The organism is Roseateles sp. GW823-FHT07B05, from assembly GCF_058794515.1.
Genome location: NZ_JBXAGX010000001.1, coordinates 799,118 through 818,896, shown reverse-complemented (window position 1 = coordinate 818,896; position 19,779 = coordinate 799,118). Strand labels below are relative to the sequence as shown.

The 19,779-nt window shown below is 69.7% G+C and carries 19 protein-coding genes; 12 read left to right on the top strand and 7 right to left on the bottom strand.

Annotation, left to right across the window (positions count from 1 at the left end):
- Positions 1–69: 69 nt before the first annotated feature.
- Positions 70–1,665 (top strand): flavin monoamine oxidase family protein, encoded by a 1,596-nt coding sequence (locus AC1Q7O_RS03405; RefSeq protein WP_492658409.1) that lies wholly within the window; start codon positions 70–72, stop codon positions 1,663–1,665.
- On the opposite strand, the gene speD is transcribed toward AC1Q7O_RS03405, so the two are convergent.
- The 6 genes from speD to AC1Q7O_RS03375 are packed head-to-tail and all read right to left on the bottom strand — an operon-like array spanning position 1,623 to position 7,442.
- Positions 1,623–2,009 (bottom strand): adenosylmethionine decarboxylase, encoded by a 387-nt coding sequence (gene speD / locus AC1Q7O_RS03400; protein ID WP_492658410.1) that lies wholly within the window; start codon positions 2,007–2,009, stop codon positions 1,623–1,625. The two genes, AC1Q7O_RS03405 and speD, sit on opposite strands and share 43 nt — an antisense overlap.
- Positions 2,010–2,013: 4 nt before the next feature.
- Entirely contained in the window at positions 2,014–2,271 is a 258-nt protein-coding gene (locus tag AC1Q7O_RS03395; RefSeq protein WP_492658411.1) for a MoaD/ThiS family protein, read from the bottom strand.
- Positions 2,268–3,473 (bottom strand): molybdopterin molybdotransferase MoeA, encoded by a 1,206-nt coding sequence (locus AC1Q7O_RS03390; protein ID WP_492658412.1) that lies wholly within the window; start codon positions 3,471–3,473, stop codon positions 2,268–2,270. The genes AC1Q7O_RS03395 and AC1Q7O_RS03390 overlap by 4 nt, the downstream gene beginning before the upstream one ends.
- Positions 3,466–4,857, bottom strand: a complete 1,392-nt coding sequence (thrC, locus tag AC1Q7O_RS03385) for a threonine synthase (RefSeq protein WP_492658413.1) — start codon at positions 4,855–4,857, stop codon at positions 3,466–3,468. Before thrC ends, AC1Q7O_RS03390 begins: the two co-directional genes overlap by 8 nt.
- 14 nt (positions 4,858–4,871) lie before the next feature.
- Positions 4,872–6,191: a homoserine dehydrogenase gene (locus AC1Q7O_RS03380; RefSeq protein ID WP_492658414.1), complete on the bottom strand. Its 1,320-nt coding sequence runs from the start codon at positions 6,189–6,191 to the stop codon at positions 4,872–4,874.
- A gap of 24 nt (positions 6,192–6,215) precedes the next feature.
- The gene (locus AC1Q7O_RS03375; protein ID WP_492658415.1) at positions 6,216–7,442 is read right to left on the bottom strand and encodes a pyridoxal phosphate-dependent aminotransferase; all 1,227 of its coding nucleotides are present in this window, start codon (positions 7,440–7,442) and stop codon (positions 6,216–6,218) included.
- 64 nt (positions 7,443–7,506) lie between these two features.
- On the opposite strand from AC1Q7O_RS03375, the gene AC1Q7O_RS03370 reads away from it, so the two are divergent.
- The 4 genes from AC1Q7O_RS03370 to AC1Q7O_RS03355 all read left to right on the top strand — a co-directional run bounded on the left by AC1Q7O_RS03370 (position 7,507) and on the right by AC1Q7O_RS03355 (position 11,472).
- Positions 7,507–7,938 carry an Mth938-like domain-containing protein gene (locus AC1Q7O_RS03370; protein ID WP_492658416.1) on the top strand — a complete coding sequence of 144 codons (432 nt, stop codon included), beginning with the start codon at positions 7,507–7,509 and terminating at the stop codon, positions 7,936–7,938.
- A 141-nt stretch (positions 7,939–8,079) separates the two neighbouring features.
- Positions 8,080–8,559, top strand: a complete 480-nt coding sequence (locus AC1Q7O_RS03365) for a peroxiredoxin (protein WP_492658417.1) — start codon at positions 8,080–8,082, stop codon at positions 8,557–8,559.
- A gap of 165 nt (positions 8,560–8,724) precedes the next feature.
- Complete coding sequence (locus AC1Q7O_RS03360; protein WP_492658418.1) at positions 8,725–10,395, top strand: PhoH family protein; 1,671 nt, start codon at positions 8,725–8,727, stop codon at positions 10,393–10,395.
- A 96-nt stretch (positions 10,396–10,491) separates the two neighbouring features.
- Positions 10,492–11,472 carry an aldo/keto reductase gene (locus AC1Q7O_RS03355; RefSeq protein WP_492658419.1) on the top strand — a complete coding sequence of 327 codons (981 nt, stop codon included), beginning with the start codon at positions 10,492–10,494 and terminating at the stop codon, positions 11,470–11,472.
- Positions 11,473–11,513: 41 nt separating this feature from the next.
- Here the strand turns inward: AC1Q7O_RS03355 and AC1Q7O_RS03350 are convergent, their stop codons facing one another.
- Positions 11,514–12,896: a patatin-like phospholipase family protein gene (locus AC1Q7O_RS03350; RefSeq protein WP_492658420.1), complete on the bottom strand. Its 1,383-nt coding sequence runs from the start codon at positions 12,894–12,896 to the stop codon at positions 11,514–11,516.
- 79 nt (positions 12,897–12,975) lie between these two features.
- Between AC1Q7O_RS03350 and AC1Q7O_RS03345 the strand changes: the two genes are divergently transcribed.
- The 7 genes from AC1Q7O_RS03345 to AC1Q7O_RS03315 all read left to right on the top strand — a co-directional run bounded on the left by AC1Q7O_RS03345 (position 12,976) and on the right by AC1Q7O_RS03315 (position 19,747).
- Positions 12,976–14,184: a DNA polymerase Y family protein gene (locus AC1Q7O_RS03345; protein WP_492658421.1), complete on the top strand. Its 1,209-nt coding sequence runs from the start codon at positions 12,976–12,978 to the stop codon at positions 14,182–14,184.
- A complete protein-coding gene (locus AC1Q7O_RS03340; protein ID WP_492658422.1) occupies positions 14,184–16,523 on the top strand; it encodes an ATP-dependent DNA helicase in 2,340 nt (779 codons plus the stop codon). Before AC1Q7O_RS03345 ends, AC1Q7O_RS03340 begins: the two co-directional genes overlap by 1 nt.
- Before the next feature lie 55 nt (positions 16,524–16,578).
- Complete coding sequence (locus tag AC1Q7O_RS03335; RefSeq protein ID WP_492658423.1) at positions 16,579–17,259, top strand: hypothetical protein; 681 nt, start codon at positions 16,579–16,581, stop codon at positions 17,257–17,259.
- A 91-nt stretch (positions 17,260–17,350) separates the two neighbouring features.
- Positions 17,351–17,986, top strand: coding sequence for a CAP domain-containing protein (locus tag AC1Q7O_RS03330; RefSeq protein WP_492658424.1), 636 nt, complete (start codon positions 17,351–17,353; stop codon positions 17,984–17,986).
- 62 nt (positions 17,987–18,048) lie between these two features.
- Positions 18,049–18,426: a VOC family protein gene (locus AC1Q7O_RS03325; protein ID WP_492658425.1), complete on the top strand. Its 378-nt coding sequence runs from the start codon at positions 18,049–18,051 to the stop codon at positions 18,424–18,426.
- Entirely contained in the window at positions 18,423–18,773 is a 351-nt protein-coding gene (locus AC1Q7O_RS03320; protein WP_492658426.1) for a hypothetical protein, read from the top strand. The genes AC1Q7O_RS03325 and AC1Q7O_RS03320 overlap by 4 nt, the downstream gene beginning before the upstream one ends.
- Positions 18,774–18,970: 197 nt before the next feature.
- Positions 18,971–19,747 carry a tetratricopeptide repeat protein gene (locus tag AC1Q7O_RS03315; protein ID WP_492658427.1) on the top strand — a complete coding sequence of 259 codons (777 nt, stop codon included), beginning with the start codon at positions 18,971–18,973 and terminating at the stop codon, positions 19,745–19,747.
- The last annotated feature ends 32 nt before the right edge of the window (positions 19,748–19,779 follow it).

Genomic DNA, 19,779 nt, shown 5'->3' with positions numbered 1-19,779 from the left:
GCGGCAGGACCATAACATCGCCAACCGAGTGAGGCCGAGCCGGGCTCGCCCGCTGCTACGCTGCCGCCCTTGCGCCCATCAACCACACGCCCCGCCTCCACGCCAGGTCTGCCCCGCCGCGCGCTTCTGCTCGGCCCGCTGGGCCTGCTCGCAGGCGGCTGCACGCCCGACACACCGGCGCTGCAGGGCGGCTGGGTGGGCACGCACCCGGAGCGCGGCCACCGGCTGCGCGGCGAACTGCCCAGGGCCGACGGGCCGTTGCGCCGGGCCGATGTGCTCATCGTCGGCGCCGGCATCGCCGGCCTGGCCTGCGCGCGGGCGCTGAGCCAGCGCGGCATCGGCGACATCGCACTGCTGGACCTCGAAGACCAGGCTGGCGGCAACAGCCGCGGCCACCGCGTCGCCGGCCTGCCCTGCCCGCTCGGCGCCCACTACCTGCCGCTGCCCGGCGCCGACGCGCACGAGGTGTCGCAACTGCTCGCCGAGCTGGGCCTGTCGCGCCAGGTGCTGGGCCGCACCGAGTGGGACGAGCGCCACCTGTGCCACAGCCCGCAGGAGCGGCTGTTCATCGACGGCGAATGGCACGAGGGCCTGCTGCCGCCGGCCGAGCACGGCACGACGCGTGAGCAGTACCGGCGCTTCTCCACGCTCGTCGGCCAGGCCCAGCGCGACGCCAGCTTTGCGATGCCGACCCGACGCGCACGCTGGACGGCTGCCCATGCCGAGCTCGACGCCCAGACCTTCGCCGCCTGGCTGGACCGCGCCGCCCTGAACGACACGCGGCTGCGCTGGTACCTCGACTACTGCTGCCGCGACGACTTCGGCGCCAACGCCGACGGCGTGTCGGCCTGGGCCGGCCTGCACTACTTCGCCAGCCGCCACGGCTTTCACGCACCGGGCGACGAGGCCGGCGAGCGCGAGCCCGTGCTGACCTGGGCCGAGGGCAACGGCTGGCTGTCTGCCCGCCTCGCCGAGCCGCTGCGGGATCGCCTGCACCTGGACCGCGTCGTGCTGCGCGTGACGGAGGGCAAGCACGGCGTCGAACTGCTGGCCTGGAACGAGGCCACCGGCGCGCCGGAACGCTGGCAGGCCCGCGCCGTCGTCATGGCCACGCCGCTGTTCATCGCCAGCCGCCTGCTGGCCACGCCGCCCGACGCGCTGCGCCAGGCCGCGGGCCAACTCCGCTACGCGCCGTGGCTGACGGCCAACCTCGCGCTGCGTGAACCGCTGCTGGCCCGCCCCGGCGCGCCGCCGGCCTGGGACAACGTGCGCTACGGCACGACGGCGCTGGGCTACGTGGACGCCCGCCACCAGTCGCTGGACCCGACGCCGCGCGCGCCGCTGCTGACGGCCTACTTCGCGCTGCCCGCCGCGCAGCGCGGCGAGCTGCTGAAGCAGCCCTGGCAGCACTGGGCCCAGGTCGTCGTTGAAGACATGGCGAAGACTCATCCTGATCTGCCGGCCAAGGTCGAGCGCATCGATCTGTGCCGCTTCGGCCACGCGATGAGCATCCCGACGCCGGGCCTGCGCGGTTCGGCGGCGCTGGCTGCACTCAACGAGGCCCGCGGCCGCGTCGTGTTCGCGCACAGTGACCTGGCGGGGTACTCGGTGTTCGAGGAGGCCTACACGGCCGGCGTCGGCGCGGCGGCGCGGGTCAGGCTCTGACGGCGGATCGAGCCCGGCGCAAAAGCGGCGATCAGTGACGCCATCAGCGCCTCGGCCTTGGCGCTGTTGTCCGCCCCGTAGTTGCAGACGTAGACGTCCAGCGTCACGCCGCCCAGTTCGGGCCAGGTGTGGATGGCCAGGTGGGACTCGGCCAGCAGCACGACGCCGGTGATGCCGCTCTGCTCGTCGACGGCACCGAACCGATGAAAGAGCTCGGCGACGCCGCTGAGGCCCGACTGCGCGACGGCGCCGCGGCACAGCGCCGACAGCGCCTGCGCATCGCGCATCAACGGCAGCGCCGGGTCGACGCCACGGAGATCCGCCGTCAGGTGCAGGCCGTCCACGCGCTCAACCGCCCGTGACCGGCGGGAAGAAGGCCAGCTCGTCGCCGTCCGCCAGCGCCGCGGAGTCGGCGCACATCTTCTGGTTCAGCGCCGAACGCACCGCACGGCCGGGCGCCAGCGCCTCGGCATGCATGCCGCCGCGCGCACGCAACGCCTCACGCGCCGCAGCGACGGTGCTCCCTGCGGGCAAGGCCAGTGCCTCGCCCTCGCCAAGCTTCTCGCGCAGCGACGCGAAGAACTTCAGACGCACGGTGATCGTCACGACAGCAGCTCCGCGAACGGGATGAAGCGCACCGCGTCGCCGGCGGCGAAGGCCTGGCCTGCGGGGTTGTCCAGCAGGCCGTCAGCCCAGAACGCCGAGGTCAGCACGCCGCTGCTCTGGTTGCCGAACAGCGCGAGGCCGCTGTCCTCGTCCAGCCGCACGCGCAGGAACTCGCGGCGCTTGTCGGGCTTGGGCCAGTCGAAACCGGCGGGGATGCGGTAGCCCCGCGGCACCAGGCGCGAGGCGCCCTGCAGCTTCAGCAGGAAGGGGCGCACCAGCACCAGGAAGGTCACGAGGCTGGACACCGGGTTGCCCGGCAGGCCGATGAAATGGGCCTCGCCCACGCGGCCGTGCGCAAACGGCTTGCCGGGCTTGATGGCGATGGCCCACAGGTCCAGCCCGCCCTCGGCCTGTACGGCGGGGCGCAGGTGGTCTTCCTCGCCGACGGACACGCCGCCGGAGGTCAGGATGACGTCGGCCTTCGAGGCGGCATCACGCAAGGCGGCACGGGTCGCGTCGAGCTTGTCGGGCACGATGCCGAGGTCGACGACCTCGCAGCCCAGGCCTTCGAGCAGGGCACGCAGCGTGAAGCGGTTGGAGTTGTAGATGGCGCCGGGCGGCAGCGGCTCGCCGGGCATGACGAGTTCGTCGCCGGTCGAGAACACGGCCACGCGCGGGCGACGCGTGACGGTCAGCTGCGCCGCGCCGGCCGTGGCCGCGAGGCCCAGCGACACGGCGTCCAGCCGCGTGCCGGCCGGCAGCACGACGGCGCCGGCGCGCACGTCCTCGCCACGGCGGCGCACATGGGCGCCGGAGGTGACGGGCTGCGTCACGCGCACCTGGCCGTCCACCAGCTCGGTGTGCTCCTGCATGACGACGGTGTCGGCGCCGGGCGGTACCTGGGCCCCGGTGAAGATGCGTGCCGCCTCGCCGGCGGCCAGCGGCGTGGGCACGCTGCCGGCGGGAATACGTTGCGTGACCGGCAGCAGCATGGCGGCATCGGCCGCGCGCAAAGCGTAGCCATCCATCGCAGAGTTGTCGGCCGGCGGCACGTCGACCGGCGACACGAGGTCGACCGCCAGCACGCGGCCGCGGGCCTCGGCGGTGGCGAGCGCCTGCGTGCCGGCCAGCGGCGTGACCTGCGCCAGCAGCGACGCGAGCGCGTCGTCCAGCGGGATCAGCGGCTTGCGGGGCTCAGACATGGGCGTGGATGTAGGCCTTCACCTGCTCCACATCGACCGGCATGACCTTGACGCGCTTGGGCAGGTCTTCGATGCCTTCCAGGCCCGCGGGCCGCGGCGGCTCGATGCCCAGTGCCTCGTGGATGGTGGCGGCGAACTTGGCCGGCAGCGCCGTCTCCAGCACCAGCATGGTCACGGCCGGGTCATGCTGCTCCAGCGCGACCTTCAGGCCGTCGGCCGTGTGCGGGTCGATGACGATGCCGTGCTCGGTGTAGGTGCGGCGGATGGTGGCGACGCGGTCGGCATGCGTGCTGCGGCCGGAGCTGAAGCCGAAGCCGGCGATCGCGTCATGCTCGCCGCCCGTCAACGCGAACTGCGGGCTGCTGAAGATCTGCTTCACGCGCGCACCGTCACGGCCCAGCAGGTCGAACACGAAGCGCTCGAAGTTGCTGGCCTTGGAGATGTCCATCGACGGGCTGGAGGTTTCGTGCGTGTCGGCCGTGCCGCGCGGGCGGTAGTTGCCGGTGCGGAAGAACTCGTCCAGCACGTCGTTCTCGTTCGTGGCGACGACGAGGCGGCCGATGGGCAGGCCCATCTGGCGCGCGACGTGGCCGGCGCATACGTTGCCGAAGTTGCCCGACGGCACCGTGAAGCTGACCTTCTCGGCATTCGTCTTCGTCGCCTGGAAGTAGCCGGCGAAGTAATAGACGACCTGCGCCAGCAGCCGCGCCCAGTTGATGCTGTTGACCGTGCCGATGCGGTGCTCGCGCTTGAAGGCCAGGTCGTTGGACACGGCCTTGACGATGTCCTGCGCGTCGTCGAACACGCCGTCGATGGCGATGTTGTGGATGTTGGCGTCCTGCAGGCTGAACATCTGCGCCTGCTGGAACGGGCTCATGCGGCCGTTGGGGCTGAGCATGAAGACCTTGACACCCTTCTTGCCACGCATCGCGTATTCAGCCGCGCTGCCGGTGTCTCCGGACGTGGCGCCCAGGATGTTCAGCGTCTCGCCGCGGCGGCCCAGTTCGTACTCGAACAAGGCGCCCAGCAGCTGCATGGCCATGTCCTTGAAGGCCAGCGTCGGGCCGTTGGACAGGCCTTGCAGCGCGATGTGGTCGCCCAGCCAGGTCAGTGGCGTGATCTGCTCGGAGCCGAAGACTTCCGCCGTGTAGACGCGGCGCGTGATGGCGCGCAGGTCGTCGGCCGGGATGTCGTCGATGTAAAGCGACAGGATCTCGAACGCGAGGTCCGCGTAGGCCAGGCCGCGCCAGCGGGCCAGCGTGGCGGCGTCGACCTGGGGGTAGGTCTTGGGCAGGTAGAGGCCGCCGTCGGGCGCCAGGCCTTCGAGCAGGATGTCGGAGAAGCCGCGCTCCGTCTGGTCGCCGCGGGTGCTGATGTACTTCATGTCGATGTCCGGCCTCAGGCCAGTTCTTCCTTGCGGATACGGACGATGGGCGCCAGCACGGTCGGCAGGCCCTGCATCTTGGCCAGCGCTTCGTTCATGCGGCCTTCGGACGTGTCGTGCGTCAGGATGATGAGGTCGGTCTGGCGCTCGCCTTCGGCGGACTCGCGCTGCAGCACGGCGTCGATGGAGATGTCGTGCTCGGCCAGGATGGTGGTGATGCGCGACAGCACGCCGGCCTGGTCGGCGACGACGAGGCGCAGGTAGAAGGCGGTCTGCACGTCGGCCATCGGCAGCACGGGCGTGTCGCTCATCGCATCGGGCTGGAAGGCCAGGTGCGGCACGCGATGGTCGGGGTCGGCGGTGGCCAGGCGGGTCACGTCCACCAGGTCGGCGACGACGGCCGAGGCCGTCGGCTCGGCGCCGGCGCCCTTGCCGTAGTACAGCGTCGTGCCGACGGCGTCGGCCTGCACGACGACGGCGTTCATCGCACCCTCGACGTTGGCGATCAGGCGGGTCGACGGGATCAGCGTCGGGTGCACGCGCAGCTCGAAGCCGTTGTCACGACGACGTGTGATGCCCAGCAGCTTGATGCGGTAGCCGAGCTGCTCGGCATACTTGATGTCGGTGGCCTGCAGGCTGGAGATGCCTTCCACATGGGCCTTGTCGAACTGCACCGGCACGCCGAACGCGATGGCGCTCATGATGGTCAGCTTGTGGGCGGCATCGACGCCTTCGATGTCGAAGGTCGGGTCGCTCTCGGCGTAGCCCAGACGCTGGGCTTCCTTCAGCACGGTGGCGAAGTCCAGGCCCTTGCCGCGCATCTCGGACAGGATGAAGTTCGTCGTGCCATTGATGATGCCGGCGATCCACTCGATGCGGTTGGCCGTCAGCCCTTCGCGCAGCGCCTTGATGATGGGGATGCCCCCGGCCACGGCCGCCTCGAACGCGACGACGACGCCCTTCTCGCGCGCCGCTTCGAAGATCTCCGTGCCATGCAGCGCCAGCAGCGCCTTGTTGGCCGTGACGACATGCTTGCCGTTGGCAATCGCCTGGAGCACCAGCGTGCGTGCCGGCTCGATGCCGCCGATCAGCTCGACGACGATGTCGATGGCCGGGTTGTTGACGAGCTGCTGCGCGTCGCCCGTGCAGGGCACGGCGTCGCCCACGATGGCCTGGTAGGCCTTGGCGCGTTCGGCATTGCGGGCCGCGACCATCGCGATCTCGATGCCCCGGCCGGCGCGGCCACGAATCTCGGTCTGGTTGCGCTGCAGCACGTTGAAGGTGCCGGCACCGACGGTGCCGAGGCCGATCAGGCCGACTTGAATCGCTTTCATTGCAGAGCTTTCAGACAACGGAAATCAGGAAGAGTGACGGCGGCGATAGCCACCCAGGAAACGTTCGATGCGGCCGATGGCCTCGCGCAGGTCGTCCACGTTGGGCAGGAAGACGAGGCGGAAGTGGTCGTGCTCGGGCCAGTTGAAGCCGGTGCCCTGGACGATCAGCACCTTCTCCTCGGCGAGCAGCTCGTAGGCGAACTGCTGGTCGTCGGCGATGGGGTACATCTTGGGGTCCAGGCGCGGGAACATGTACAGAGCCGCCTTGGGCTTGACGACGCTGATGCCGGGGATCTGCGTCAGCAGCTCATAGGCCAGGTCGCGCTGGCGGCACAGCCGGCCGGTGGGCGCGACGAGGTCGTCAATGCTCTGGTAGCCGCCCAGCGCCGTCTGGATCGCCAACTGGCCCGGCGTGTTGGAGCACAGCCGCAGCGAGGCCAGCATGTTCAGGCCCTCGATGTAGTCGCGGGCATGGCGCTTCTCGCCGCTGACGACCATCCAGCCGGCCCGGTAGCCGCAGCTGCGGTAGTTCTTGGACAGGCCGTTGAAGGTGATGAACAGCACGTCGTCGGCCAGCGACGCCATGCTGGTGTGCGTGTGGCCGTCGTACAGCGTCTTGTCGTAGATCTCGTCGGCGAAGACGACCAGCTGGTGCCGGCGCGCCAGCTCGATGATGCCCAGCAGCAGGTCGTTGGGGTACAGCGCGCCGGTCGGGTTGTTCGGGTTGCAGACCATGATGCCGCGCGTGCGCGGCGTGATCTTGCTCTCGATGTCCGCCAGGTCGGGCAGCCAGCCGGCGCCCTCGTCGCAGCGGTAGTGCACGGGGCGGCCGCCGGACAGGCCCACGACGGCCGTGTAGAGCGGGAAGTCCGGCGCGGGGATCAGGATCTCGTCGCCGTCGTTGACCAACGCGTTGATGGCCATCTGGATCAGCTCGGACGCGCCGTTGCCGAGGTAGACGTCGTCCACCGTGACACCCTTGACGCCCTTCTGCTGCGTGTAGTGCACCACCGCCTTGCGCGGCGCGAACAGGCCCTTGCTGTCGGTGTAGCCGCCAGCGTCGCTGAGGTTGCGGATCATGTCCTGCACGATCTCGTCCGGCGGCGTCAGGCCGAACACGGCCGTGTTGCCGATGTTCAGCTTGATGATCTTCTGGCCCTCTTCCTCCATCTGCCGGGCCTTGTCGAGCACCGGGCCGCGGATGTCATAGCTGACGCTGGCGAGCTTGCTGGACTTGGCGATGGGCTTCAAAAGGGGGCTCCGGCGCAGCGAAGGCTGCATAGCAAGGGGAACCCCGAAGTTTAAGGGCCGGGGCATGGGAAGCGCCGTTCTGGGCGACACTCCCGCCCGGCCCTCAGCCCAGCGTTTTCCGATGAAGTTTCAGCTCGACGAGCCGCAAGGCGGCAACACCATTTCCCGCCACGACACCCAGGGCGTCTGGGTCAACGGCCGGCCTCACACGGCCAGCGTTCTCGTCCCCTGGAAGGGCGACGTGCAGCCCTGGGCGCCTTCGCGCTTCGAGGAACTTCGGCCCGCGGATTTCGAAGCAATCAAGGCGATGAATCCCGAACTGGTCGTCTTCGGCAGCGGTGCGAAGCTGCGCTTCCCGAGCCCGGCGTTGTGGCGCGGGCTGGTCGAAGCGCGTATCGGCTTCGAAGTGATGGACATCGCCGCCGCCTGCCGCACCTACAACGTGCTGGCCAGCGAAGGCCGCAACGTGCTGGCGGCACTGCTGATCGAGGGATGACCTCCGGCCGCCGAGCGTAGGCGAGGCCTTATAATGAGCGGCTATTGCCTGCGGGCGCCCGCGTAGATTGCTTCCGTGAAGGTCTTCACGGAACGATTCACGAACCGGGGACCCCGCGAGCACAACTTGCCGCACCCCCCAATGACGCCTGCGCTCAACAAACCCCTGCCGGAAATTGAGGCTCAAGCCACCGGCGGCGTGAAGTTCACCGCCAACGCCTTCCTGGGCAAGTCGGTCGTGCTGTACTTCTATCCGAAGGACAACACGCCGGGTTGTACCACCGAAGCGATGCAATTCCGTGATCGCCACAAGGACTTCGTGAAGGCCGGCGCTGTCGTGTTCGGCGTGTCGCGCGACAACATGGTCTCGCACGACAAGTTCAAGCAGGCGCTGGAACTGCCGTTCGAGCTCATCGCCGACACCGAAGAGAAGCTGTGCCACATGTTCGGCGTGGTCAAGAACAAGATCATGTACGGCAAGAAGGTCAAGGGCATCGAGCGCTCGACCTTCCTGATCGCCCCGAACGGCATCCTGGTGGGTGAATGGCGCGGCATCAAGGTCGCCGGCCATGTCGACGAGGTGCTGAAGGCTGTGAAGGGCCTGAAGAAGGAAGCCGCCTAACCGCGTTGCGCTCCGACATCGCGGGCACCCGCGGGATGTGCATAATCGGCTCATGCCCCGGGTCGCATCCATGCCTCAGATCAAAAAGCCGCACTCATCCTGTGCGGCTTTTTGCTTTCTGACGCCTGGTGAGCGTGGGGTTCACCTGCCGCCGACACGCCGTACATGCCACTGCCCAAGCCTCCTGCACAACGCGCCAGCCGCCTCGATGCCACCGCTTACTCGGCCACTCTGACCCCCAGCAAATCCCGCGCGGCACCCAAGGCCGCGCCCGCCGCTGCCCCGGTTGTGCCGGTCGCGGCCCCGACAGCCGAAGTGCTGCGCCTCCCCACCCCCGCGGCCGGCGCCCCGGCCGCCAAGCCGGCACTGCCAACCAAGACGGCCAGCAAGGCCCCGGCCAGGGCCGCCGCGCCCAAACGCACGCGCAAGCCGGCCGAGGCCGCCAAGCTGTTCGTGCTGGACACCAACGTGCTGATGCACGACCCGATGTCGCTGTTCCGCTTCGAGGAGCACGACGTCTACCTGCCCATGATCACGCTCGAGGAGCTGGACGGGCACAAGAAGGGCATGACCGAGGTCGCCCGCAACGTGCGCCAGGTCAGCCGTGAGCTGGACCAGCTCGCCGCCAGCCTGAAAAGCAGCTCCATCGAGGAGATGGCCAAGGGCCTGCCGCTGGCCGGCACCGGCCACCGCGAGGCGGAAGGCAAGCTGTTCTTCCAGACCCAGCTGATCGACACGCCGCTGCCGCAAGGCCTGCCACAGGGCAAGGCAGACAACCAGATCCTCGGCGTCGTGCAGGCGCTGAAGAACCTGCACCCGGACCGCGAAGTCGTGCTGGTGTCCAAGGACATCAACATGCGCATCAAGGCCCGCGCGCTGGGCCTGCCGGCGGAGGACTACCGCAACGACAAGACGCTGGAAGACTCCGACCTGCTCTACACCGGCGTCCAGGCCCTGCCCTCGGACTTCTGGGAGCGCCACGGCAAGACCATGGAGAGCTGGCAGCAGGGCAACACGACGTTCTACCGGATCTCCGGCCCGCTGGTGCCCACGCTGCTGGTGAACGAGCTGGTCTACCTGGAGGCGCCCGGCGCCACGCCGCTGTACGCCAAGGTCACCGAGATCACCGGCAAGACGGCGGTGCTGAAGACGCTGAAGGACTACGGCCACCAGAAGCATGCCGTCTGGGGCGTGACCGCGCGCAACCGCGAGCAGAACTTCGCGCTGAACCTGCTGATGGACCCGGACTGCGACTTCATCACGCTGACCGGCACGGCCGGCACCGGCAAGACGCTGATGACGCTGGCTGCCGCGCTGGCGCAGGTGTTCGACGAGCGCCGCTACAGCGAGATCATCGTGACCCGCGTCACGGTGCCGGTGGGCGAGGACATCGGCTTCCTGCCCGGCACCGAGGAAGAGAAGATGGGCCCGTGGATGGGCGCGCTGGACGACAACCTCGAAGTGCTGGCCAAGGGCGGCTCGTCCGCCGGCGAATGGGGCCGCGCGGCCACCAACGACCTGGTGCGCAGCAAGATCAAGATCAAGAGCCTGAACTTCATGCGCGGGCGCACGTTCCTGAACAAGTTCGTCATCATCGACGAGGCACAGAACCTGACGCCCAAGCAGATGAAGACGCTGATCACGCGCGCCGGCCCCGGCACCAAGATCGTCTGCCTGGGCAACCTGGCGCAGATCGACACGCCCTACCTGACCGAAGGCAGCTCCGGCCTGACGTTCGCGGTGGACCGCTTCAAGGGCTGGGCCCACAGCGGCCATGTGACGCTGGCGCGCGGCGAGCGCTCGCGGCTGGCGGATTTCGCGTCCGAAGTGCTCTGAACCCAGGCCCTGCGCGGGTCTGTTGTTCGCGCTACCATTTGACAACCGCGCGCCCTGCCGGCGCGCGGTTTTCTTTTGGACTCACCGGCATCTGACATGCTCTACCGCTCCCTCGGCCGCACCGGCCTGAACGTCTCCACCATCGGCTTCGGCGCCTGGGCCATCGGCGGCACCTGGGGCGACACCGACGACACGGCCGCTCTTGCCGCGCTGCACCGCGCGCTGGACCGCGGCGTGAACTTCTTCGACACGGCCGACGTCTACGGCGACGGCCACAGCGAGCGCCTGCTGGCCCGGCTGCGCCAGGAGCGGCCGAGCGACCCGTTCGTTGTGGCCACCAAGGCCGGCCGCCGCCTGAACCCGCACGTGGCCGACGGCTACCGGGACCTGCGCCCCTTCATCGAGCGCAGCCTGCAGAACCTGGGCACCGACACGATCGAGCTGCTGCAGCTGCACTGCCCGCCCACGGCCGTCTACACGATGCCCGAGGTCTTCGGCGCGCTGGACGACCTCGTGCGCGAGGGCAAGCTGCGCCACTACGGCGTCAGCGTCGAGCGCATCGACGAAGCCATGGCGGCGATCAAGTTCCCCGGCGTGCAGTCGGTGCAGATCATCTTCAACCTGTTCCGCCAGCGGCCGGCGGAGGTGTTCCTGCCCGCCGCTCAGGCGGCGCAGGTGGGCGTGCTGGCGCGGCTGCCGCTGTCCAGCGGCATGCTGTCGGGCAAGTTCACGCGCGACAGCACCTTTGCCGCCGATGACCACCGCGGCTTCAACCGCCAGGGCGAGGCGTTCGACAAGGGCGAGACCTTCTCGGGCGTCGACTTCGAGCAGGGCCTGGCTGCCGTCGAGGAACTGCGCCGGCTGCTGCCCGAGGGCGTCAGCATGGCGCGGCTTGCGCTGCGCTGGATCCTCATGTTCGAAGCCATCACCACCGCCATCCCCGGCGGCCGCACGCCGGCCCAGGTGGACGAGAACGTCAGCGCCGCCGACCTGGCCGCGCTGCCCGCGCCGCTGATGGACGCGCTGGCGGACCTGTACCGGCGCCGCATCGCGCCGCAGGTGCACGGGCTGTGGTGAGGGCCCGCCAACACCGTGGCAATGGGCCGCGTTCGCAGCCCCTACTCGCCGCGCCGCATCGCCGCTGAAAAGCGGTTGACGACCGCGTCCGCCGCCGCCGCCTGACGCCCGGCGGCGATGAGCCGGTCGATCTGCTCGGCGGGCAGCTTCAGCCGCGTCGGGATGGCGTTGAGGGCGGCCTCCTCGGCCTCGGGCAGGTCGGCAAAACTGATCTGCGTCACCTCGAAGCGGATGTCCTCGCAGCGCCAGTCGGGGTTCAGCGTCAGCATCGCGGCCTTGCGCTCGGCGGGCAGCGAGCAGCGGTAGGTGACGATGTCGCGCTCCCAGGCGCGCACCATGGGCACGAAGTAGGCGTAGCTCATGCGCATCGTGCTTTCGATGGCGGTGTCCACCGCCGCGGTCGCGATGTCCACGCCCGACGGCCCGGTGACCTGGCGGCTCCAGTCGCCGCTGGGGCCCTGGCCGGCGTCGACGACGATGAACAGCAGCCGCCGCATCGTCACCGCGTCCTGCTCGGTGATGGGGCCGTAGGGCGTGTTCATCAGCACGCGGCTCTGCAGGATGCTGACCAGCCCCAGGTTGTCGGTCACGCCGCCGTCCACCAGCTTCAGGTAGCGGCCGGCCTGAGGGTCGCGGAACTCCTTCAGCGCGCGCTGCAGCGCCAGGCGCAGGCGGTACTGGTCGTCGCGCTGCGCACCGCGGTTCACCGGCCCGCCCTGCAACGGCGTGTGGCAGGCCTCGGGGAACTTCTCCAGCACGACCGGCGCGAAGAACAGCGGCACGGCCATGGACGCGGCCACTGCCTCGGAGACCGGGAAGCTGGCCAGGTCGCTGCAGATCGCGTCGAACGCCCGCTCGTGGAACGGAAAGGCCAGCCGGTACTGCGTGTTGCTGGCATTGATCCAGACGACCGGGCGCTGGTGGCGGAACATGTCGGCGAAGGTGGCCCCCTTGAAGACGTCCTTCTCCAGCCAGTCGCTGAAGTTGCTGCGGTCGTTCAGGCCGCCGGCGAGCAGCCGCATCAGGTTGGTCGGGTTCAGCAGGCTGAAGCGTAGGCCGGCCTCGCCGTCGCGCATCAGCACCTTGTCGCGGAACTCGCGCATGCCCTCGGCGCCGTGCAGGCCGAAATAGCCCGCCGTCAGCGAGCCGCCCGACACGCTGGTGATGAAGCTGACCTCATCCAGCAGGCTGCGCCCGCGCACGGACGGCTGCTCGCGCAGGCCCTCCAGCACGCCGTGCGCGAACGCCGCCGCGCGCAGGCCGCCACCGGAGAAGCTGAGCGCCACGGACACGTCGGAGTCCAGCGCGCCGGCCACGCGCTGCTGCGGCTGGGCCACGGCGGGCTTGTTGCGGGGCGGGTTCAGCGGCGTGCCGGCACAGGCGGCCAGCAGCGCGCAAACAAGGAACAGCAGCGCAGTGCGCATCGGGCGTCTCTGTCGTGGAGTCGGCGCATTCTGACCACCCTGCCAGAAACTGTCTTTATTCCCAGTGACAATCGAGGCCATGTTATTGCCCGACCGGTGGATCGCCCACCTCGACATGGATGCCTTCTATGCGTCCGTCGAGCTGCTGCGCTATCCGCAGCTGAAGGGCCAGGCGGTCGTCATCGGCGGGCGCCGTGCCGACGCGCCGCAGCAGCTGGAAGACGGCAGCTGGCGCTACTCGAAGCTGCGCGACTACACCGGCCGCGGCGTCGTCACCACCAGCACCTACGCGGCGCGCGACCTGGGCGTGTTCTCGGCCATGGGGCTGATGAAGGCCGCGCTGCGGGCGCCCGACGCCATCCTGCTGCCGGCCGACTTCGACAGCTACCGCAAGTATTCGCGCCTGTTCAAGGCGGCGGTGGCCGAGGTGGCGCCGGTCATCGAGGACCGCGGCATCGACGAGATCTACATCGACCTGACCGACGTGCCCGGCGTGCGCGACGCCGTGGGCCACGATCCGCTCGGCGGCGTGAAGGCGGTGGCGCGCGAGATCAAGAACTCGGTGGGCCGCGCGACGGGGCTGACCTGCTCCATCGGCATCACGCCCAACAAGCTGCTCAGCAAGATCGCCAGCGAGCTGGACAAGCCCGATGGCATCAGCGTGCTGACGATGGACGACCTGCCCACCCGCGTGTGGCCGCTGGCCGTGCGCAAGATCAACGGCATCGGCCCCAAGGCCGGCGACCGGCTCGTCAAGCTGGGGCTGGAGACGGTGGGCGACATCGCGGCGGCGGACCCGCGCTGGCTCATCGAGCAGTTCGGCGAGAGCTACGGCGCGTGGCTGCACAACGCCTCGCACGGGCGCGACCACCGCGCCGTCGTCACGCACAGCGAGCCCGTGTCCGTCAGCCGCGAGACCACCTTCGAGCGCGACCTGAGCGCCCGGCACGACAAGGTGCTGCTGGGCCAGATCATGGACGAGCTGTGCGAGCGCCTGGCCGGCGACCTCGCGCGCAAGCGCTACGCGGGCAAGACGGTGGGCATCAAGCTGCGCTTCGAGGGCTTCGTCACCGTCACGCGCGACCTGACCGTCAAGATCCCTATCAGCAGCGCCGCCGACATCCGCCACGCGGTGGGCCTGTGCCTCAAGCGCGTCAAGTTCGACAAGCGGCTGCGGCTGATGGGCGTGCGCATCGGCAACCTCGTGCATGCCAGCGAGGTGCCGCCGCCCACGGCAGCCATCGAGCGCGTGAAGGAACCGCAGCGCGAGAACCTGTCGCTCTTCTGATGGCTGACTGGACCTACACCGTCTCCGTCCGCAGCCTGTGCGAGTTCACCGCCAAGCGCGGCAGCCTGGACCGGCGCTTCACGCCGTCCGCCACGGCGCTGGAGGGCCAGGCCATGCAGCTGGCCGTGCTGGCGCGGCGCTCGCCCGGCTACGAGATCGAGCTGCCGCTGGAAGCCGTGCACGGCCACCTGCGCGTGCGCGGCCGGGCCGATGGCTACGAGGCGGACGTGAACCGGCTGGAGGAGATCAAGACCATCCGCGGCCCGGTGGACCTCATCCCCGACAACCGCCGCGCGCTGCACTGGGCGCAGCTGGAGACCTACGGCGCGCTCATCGCCGCGGACCGCGAGCTGGCCGAGCTGGAGCTGGCGCTCGTCTACGTGGACGCCGACACGCAGAACGAGACCGTGCTGCGCGACAAGTTCACCGCCACCGCGCTGCAGGCCGCGTTCGAGGCGCGCTGCGCGCAGTTCGAGGCCTGGGCCGCGCAGGAGGCCGCGCACCGCAGCGCGCGCGACGCCAGCCTCTCCGCCCTGCCCTTCCCGCTCGGCGAGCTGCGCCCGGGGCAGCGCCTGCTGGCCGAAGCCGTCTACCGCGTGGCCGCCAACGGCCGCCACCTGCTGGCGCAGGCGCCCACCGGCATCGGCAAGACGCTGGGCACGCTGTACCCGCTGCTGCGCGCCATGCCCGGCCAGCGGCTCGACAAGATCGGCTACATGACCTGCAAGGGCACCGGCCGCATCACGGCGCTGGAGGCGCTGCACGCGCTGCGCGAGGCGGCGCCGACCAGCGCGGCATCGGACGGCGCGCCGCGAGGCGCCCTGCGCGTGCTGACGCTGGTGGCCAAGGAGCAGGCCTGCGAACACCCCACCAAGGCCTGCCACGGCGACGCCTGCCCGCTGGCCCACGGCTTCTACGACGCGCTGCCCGCCGCCCGCGCCGAGGCCGTGCAGGCCGGCTGGCTGGACGCGCCCACGCAGCGCCGCATCGCGCTCAGGCACGGCGTCTGCCCCTACTACCTGGGCCAGGAGCTGCTGCGCTGGGCCGACGTCGTCGTCGGCGACGTGCACCACGCCTTCGACCCCCACGGCCAGCTCTACGGGCTGGCGCAGGCGCAGGGCTGGAAGCTCGCGCTGCTGGTGGACGAGGCACACAACCTCGTCGACCGGGCGCGCGACATGTACAGCACCGGCCTCAGCCTCGATCGCGTCCGCAGCGCCGTGGCTGACGCGCCCAAGGTGCTGCAGCCGCCGCTGCGCCGGCTGGCCCGCGAACTGGCCACGCTGGCCCGCGCGCAGCCGGCCGACTACCAGCCGCTGAAGACCATTCCCGACGATCTGGCCGAGGCGCTGCAGCGCGTCAACACGGCGCTGGGCGAGCATGTGCAGAACCACCCGCTCGACGTGGGCCCGCTGCTGGAGTTCTATTTCGACGTGCTGGGGCTGCAGCGCCTGCTGGACCGGCTGGACACGCACTCGCTGTGCGACCTGCAGCGCAGCGCCGCCACGCGCCAGCCGTCCCCGCTGGACGCCCCCGTCAACCTCTCGCTGCTGGAAGACGACGACGACGGCACGACCGACGTGCTGCTGTCGGTGCGCAACATCGTGCCCGGCTTCTTCCTGAAGGAGCGCTTCGAGGGGCTGCACAGCGTCACGCTGTTCTCGGCCACGCTGGGCCCGCCCGACTACCCGCGCAACCTGCTGGGCCTGCCGGAAGACACCGCGTGGATCGACGTGCCCGCGCCCTTCCCGCCCGAGCACCTGACCGTGCGCGTGGCGCCGCTGTCCACGCGCTACGAGCACCGCCAGGCGTCGCTGAACCCGCTGGTGGACGTCATCGCCACGCAGTTCGCCGAGCACCCGGGCAACTACCTCGCCTTCTTCAGCAGCTTCGACTATCTGGAGCAGGCCTCGCAGCGGCTGGCGCTGCGCCACCCGCACGTGCCGCAATGGAGCCAGGCCCGCGCGATGGGCGAGGTGGCGCGGCGCGGCTTCCTGGACCGCTTCGTCGAGGGCGGCCACGGCGTCGGCTTCGCCGTGCTGGGCGGCGCGTTCGCCGAGGGCGTGGACCTGCCCGGCACCCGCCTCATCGGCGCCTTCATCGCCACGCTGGGCCTGCCGCCGGTGTCGCCGCTGCAGGATCAGTTCCGCGAGCGGCTGGACGCGATGTTCGGCGCCGACCACGGCTACGCCGACCTCGTACCCGGCCTGCAGAAGGTCGTGCAGGCCGCCGGCCGCGTGCTGCGCTCGGTGGACGACAAGGGCTACGTCTGGCTGCTGGACCAGCGCTTTCGCCGGCCCGACGTGCGCGCGCTGCTGCCATCGTGGTGGGATATGTGACCAGACGCGCAGTCACCATCCCACACAATGCACGCCCTAACGATTCATTCGATGCATGAAAAAGATTCCATTCGTGCCGCTGGCACTGTTACTCGCACTCGCCGGCTGCGCCACCCACGCACCTGTCCTCATTGAGCACAAAAGCATCAGCAAGCCTGAACTGCAGACTATCCAAACCGAGGACGTAGGCTCATCGCTGCTGTCGTTTGAACAAGGCAGTGCAAAACGCAGTCTCCGCGTCGTCGAGCCATGGGGGCTGACTCCAAACAGCAGGAAGGAGATACCACCGCAAGTCCTGCAACCAATCGATGCAGGCCCGCGAATTTCCACTTTCGCTATTGCCCAGCCCAGTGCAGACGCGCCAAAACTGCGGGGTTTCAAGCTCTGCTTCGACAAGGCCGACAACAGCGTCTTCATGCCCAACACGTTTGGTGTGTGTGATCTAGTCGGCAAAGCCATCCTCAACTCTGGCCCATTGAAAGTCGAACCCGCAGACTACGTGGACCCGCAGTCGCATTACTTCAAGCAAGAGCTTGTCTACGCCGGCCGTTTAGGCAATACATTGCGGTTCGTGTATCGCCAGCACAGCAATGATCAGAGCAAGCCCGCTCTTTCCCATGAAGTGTCATATGACGCAAGTGAAAGCACAGTGGGCTACAAAGGCGCACGTATTGAAGTGCTAGCGGCCACGGCGAACACCATCAAGTACCGCGTACTTCGTCACTTTGAACGTTAGCCCGCCATGTTGTGTGGGGTTGTTGCAGCGGCGCCTGCGTCGCTGCAAACGGTAACCGGCCCCCAGGCGCGGCGTGCGACGCTGCGCGCCCATGCGTTCACTCCGTAGCCTCGGCACCGCGCCGCTCACCGTCTTCCCGCTGGCCTTGCTGCTCACCGCCTGTGGCGGCGGTGGTGGGGGCGCCACCACCGGCAGCACGCCGGCCGCATCGCCAGCCGCGCCGGCCCCCTCGTCACCGGCCACCGCCTCGCCTGCACCCACGACACCCGTGGCCGCCGGCACCCGCACCGGCTGCAACCTGCCCGGCTTCCAGGCCGACATGCTGGCGGCCGTCAACGCCTACCGGCGCAAGGGCGCCACCTGCGGCGCCAATGGCAGCTTTCCCGCCGCGCCCGACCTGGTCTGGAACGCGGCGCTCACGCAGGCCGCCGTCGCGCACAGCGACGACATGGTGGCCGGCAACTTCTTCAGCCACACCGGCAGCAACGGCAGCACCGTGGGCACCCGCGTCACTGCGGCCGGCTACGCCTGGCGTGGCGTGGGCGAGAACATCGCCGCCGGCCAGGGCACGGTCACCGCGGTGGTGGACGGCTGGATGAAGAGCGACGGCCACTGTGCCAACCTGATGAACGCCGCCTACCGGGACATCGGCGTGGCCTGCGTGGCCGGCAACGCCAACAACAGCTACCGCACCTACTGGACGCAGGATTTCGGCACCCCGCGCTGACCGCCCGCCGTCGGCCGCATCGAGCGGGTACGCTTGCGCGTCACCCACCCGCAGGAGCTTTCATGAAACGCGTCACCGGCATCGGCGGCATCTTCTTCAAGGCCAGGGACCCGCAGGCGCTGGGCGACTGGTATCGCCGGCACCTCGGGCTGGACGTCACCGACTGGGGCGGCGCCGTGTTCCGCTGGGCGGACGACAGCCCCACCGGCACGACGATCTGGAGCCCGTTCAAGGAAGACACGGACTACATGGCGCCCGGCACCGCGCCGTTCATGGTCAATTTCCGTGTGGCCGACCTGCACGCGCTGCTGGCGGCGCTGCGGGCCGAAGGCTGCAACGTGCTGGACAAGGTGGACGAGTCCGATTTCGGCAAGTTCGGCTGGGTCATCGACCCCGAGGGCAACAAGGTGGAACTGTGGCAGGCGCCGGCCGGACGATGAAGCCGCTGTACCCCGACGGCCGCGAGGGCGGCCTGCCGACGCTGCGCCGTGATGGCAGCGCCATCGGTCCGGCGGTGCGCGTGCTGGCCGTCATCGTGCTGGCGCCCCTGCTGTGGATGCTGGCTGCGCAGGGCCTGGCGATCCACGACGCCGGCGCGCTGCCGCTGAAGGATTGCCCCGTCCGGCGCGGCTGGCTGTTCTGCGAGCTGCACAACCTGCTGGCAGCCTGGGTGCCCGCAACACTGGTGGGCCCCATCGGCGCGGCGCTCAGGCTGGGCTTCGTCGTGCTGCTGCTGGGGGTGATCGCGTGGCTGCTCAAGCCGGTATTGATGCGCCACCGCAGCTGAAAAACTCATGCCGATGAGCGCTTGGGCGGGTCTGCAAGCTGCCGAGCCGCCGCCCCCCGAGAAAAGCGTGCACTATTTCACGCCCGAGCTCAATCAAAGGGGAAACAAGAAGTCGCAACAGCGCCGGGCCGGCGAGGCCAGGTCATGCGCTTGCCCGAGAATCTAGGGATACCCCCGTGCCACTGGTTTGCTACCGGATGAACTCCCGAGATCCCGGCTTCGGCCCCACCCTGCAGCTGAAGTCCCTCACCACGCCGCCCGTCAACCCGTTGCAGCAGGGGATGGTGCTGTTCCATGCCGCGTCGCCCGACTACAAGCGGGCGGTCGGCTGGTTCCGTGCTGCGGCCGAGAGCGGCGACCGTGACGGGATGGCCATGCTGGGCCTGTGCCAGCTCGAGGGCCTGGGCATGCCGGCCGACCCCGTGCAGGCGCGCGTGCTGCTGGAGAAGGCGGCGGCCAAGGGCAGCGCCATCGGACGCTTCCAGTTCGGCCGCGTGCTGATGACCGGCCGCGGCGGCCCTTCGGACGAGGGCCGGGGCCTGTCGGCCTACATCGCCGCGGCAGCCGCGGGCCATGCCGAGGCCACGTTCAACCTGGCCAGCTGCCTGTACGCCGGCGTGGGCTGCGTGCCGGACCGCCTGGCCGCCAAGGCGCTGTACCTGCGCTCCCGCACGCTGGGCTGCGCGCTGCGCCCGCAGGGCGTGCGCGTGCAGCAGCGCGAGCTGAAGGCCGTGCGCGCACTGGCACAGCGCTTTGCCGACCCCAACCGGCTCGTGTTCCTGATCCAGGAGCGCCAGCAGGAACTGCTGCTGGTGCAGGCCGTCGCCAAGCCGCGCCCGCGCCCGGACCGCAACGCCGGCAAGACCCAGCCCTGGCTGCTGGCCGCCGGCGTCATGGCCGCGATGGCCGGCACGCTGGGCCAGTACCTGCGCCCGCCGTCGCGCGACGCCGGCCCCACGACGCTGACCTTCTGACGCCGCGGCCCGCGGGCCCTGGCTACGATGGC

Excerpts from the sequence above, each read along its gene's own strand:
- AC1Q7O_RS03325 (WP_492658425.1), top strand. The coding sequence starts at position 18,049 with ATGAAACGCGTCACCGGCATCGGCGGCATCTTCTTCAAGGCCAGGGAC.
- AC1Q7O_RS03330 (WP_492658424.1), top strand. The coding sequence starts at position 17,351 with ATGCGTTCACTCCGTAGCCTCGGCACCGCGCCGCTCACCGTCTTCCCG.
- AC1Q7O_RS03315 (WP_492658427.1), top strand. The coding sequence starts at position 18,971 with ATGAACTCCCGAGATCCCGGCTTCGGCCCCACCCTGCAGCTGAAGTCC.
- AC1Q7O_RS03370 (WP_492658416.1), top strand. The coding sequence starts at position 7,507 with ATGGGAAGCGCCGTTCTGGGCGACACTCCCGCCCGGCCCTCAGCCCAG.
- thrC (WP_492658413.1), bottom strand. The coding sequence starts at position 4,857 with ATGAAGTACATCAGCACCCGCGGCGACCAGACGGAGCGCGGCTTCTCC.
- AC1Q7O_RS03345 (WP_492658421.1), top strand. The coding sequence starts at position 12,976 with ATGTTATTGCCCGACCGGTGGATCGCCCACCTCGACATGGATGCCTTC.
- AC1Q7O_RS03355 (WP_492658419.1), top strand. The coding sequence starts at position 10,492 with ATGCTCTACCGCTCCCTCGGCCGCACCGGCCTGAACGTCTCCACCATC.
- AC1Q7O_RS03335 (WP_492658423.1), top strand. The coding sequence starts at position 16,579 with ATGAAAAAGATTCCATTCGTGCCGCTGGCACTGTTACTCGCACTCGCC.
- AC1Q7O_RS03350 (WP_492658420.1), bottom strand. The coding sequence starts at position 12,896 with ATGCGCACTGCGCTGCTGTTCCTTGTTTGCGCGCTGCTGGCCGCCTGT.
- AC1Q7O_RS03320 (WP_492658426.1), top strand. The coding sequence starts at position 18,423 with ATGAAGCCGCTGTACCCCGACGGCCGCGAGGGCGGCCTGCCGACGCTG.
- AC1Q7O_RS03340 (WP_492658422.1), top strand. The coding sequence starts at position 14,184 with ATGGCTGACTGGACCTACACCGTCTCCGTCCGCAGCCTGTGCGAGTTC.
- AC1Q7O_RS03360 (WP_492658418.1), top strand. The coding sequence starts at position 8,725 with ATGCCACTGCCCAAGCCTCCTGCACAACGCGCCAGCCGCCTCGATGCC.
- AC1Q7O_RS03365 (WP_492658417.1), top strand. The coding sequence starts at position 8,080 with ATGACGCCTGCGCTCAACAAACCCCTGCCGGAAATTGAGGCTCAAGCC.
- AC1Q7O_RS03380 (WP_492658414.1), bottom strand. The coding sequence starts at position 6,191 with ATGAAAGCGATTCAAGTCGGCCTGATCGGCCTCGGCACCGTCGGTGCC.
- AC1Q7O_RS03390 (WP_492658412.1), bottom strand. The coding sequence starts at position 3,473 with ATGTCTGAGCCCCGCAAGCCGCTGATCCCGCTGGACGACGCGCTCGCG.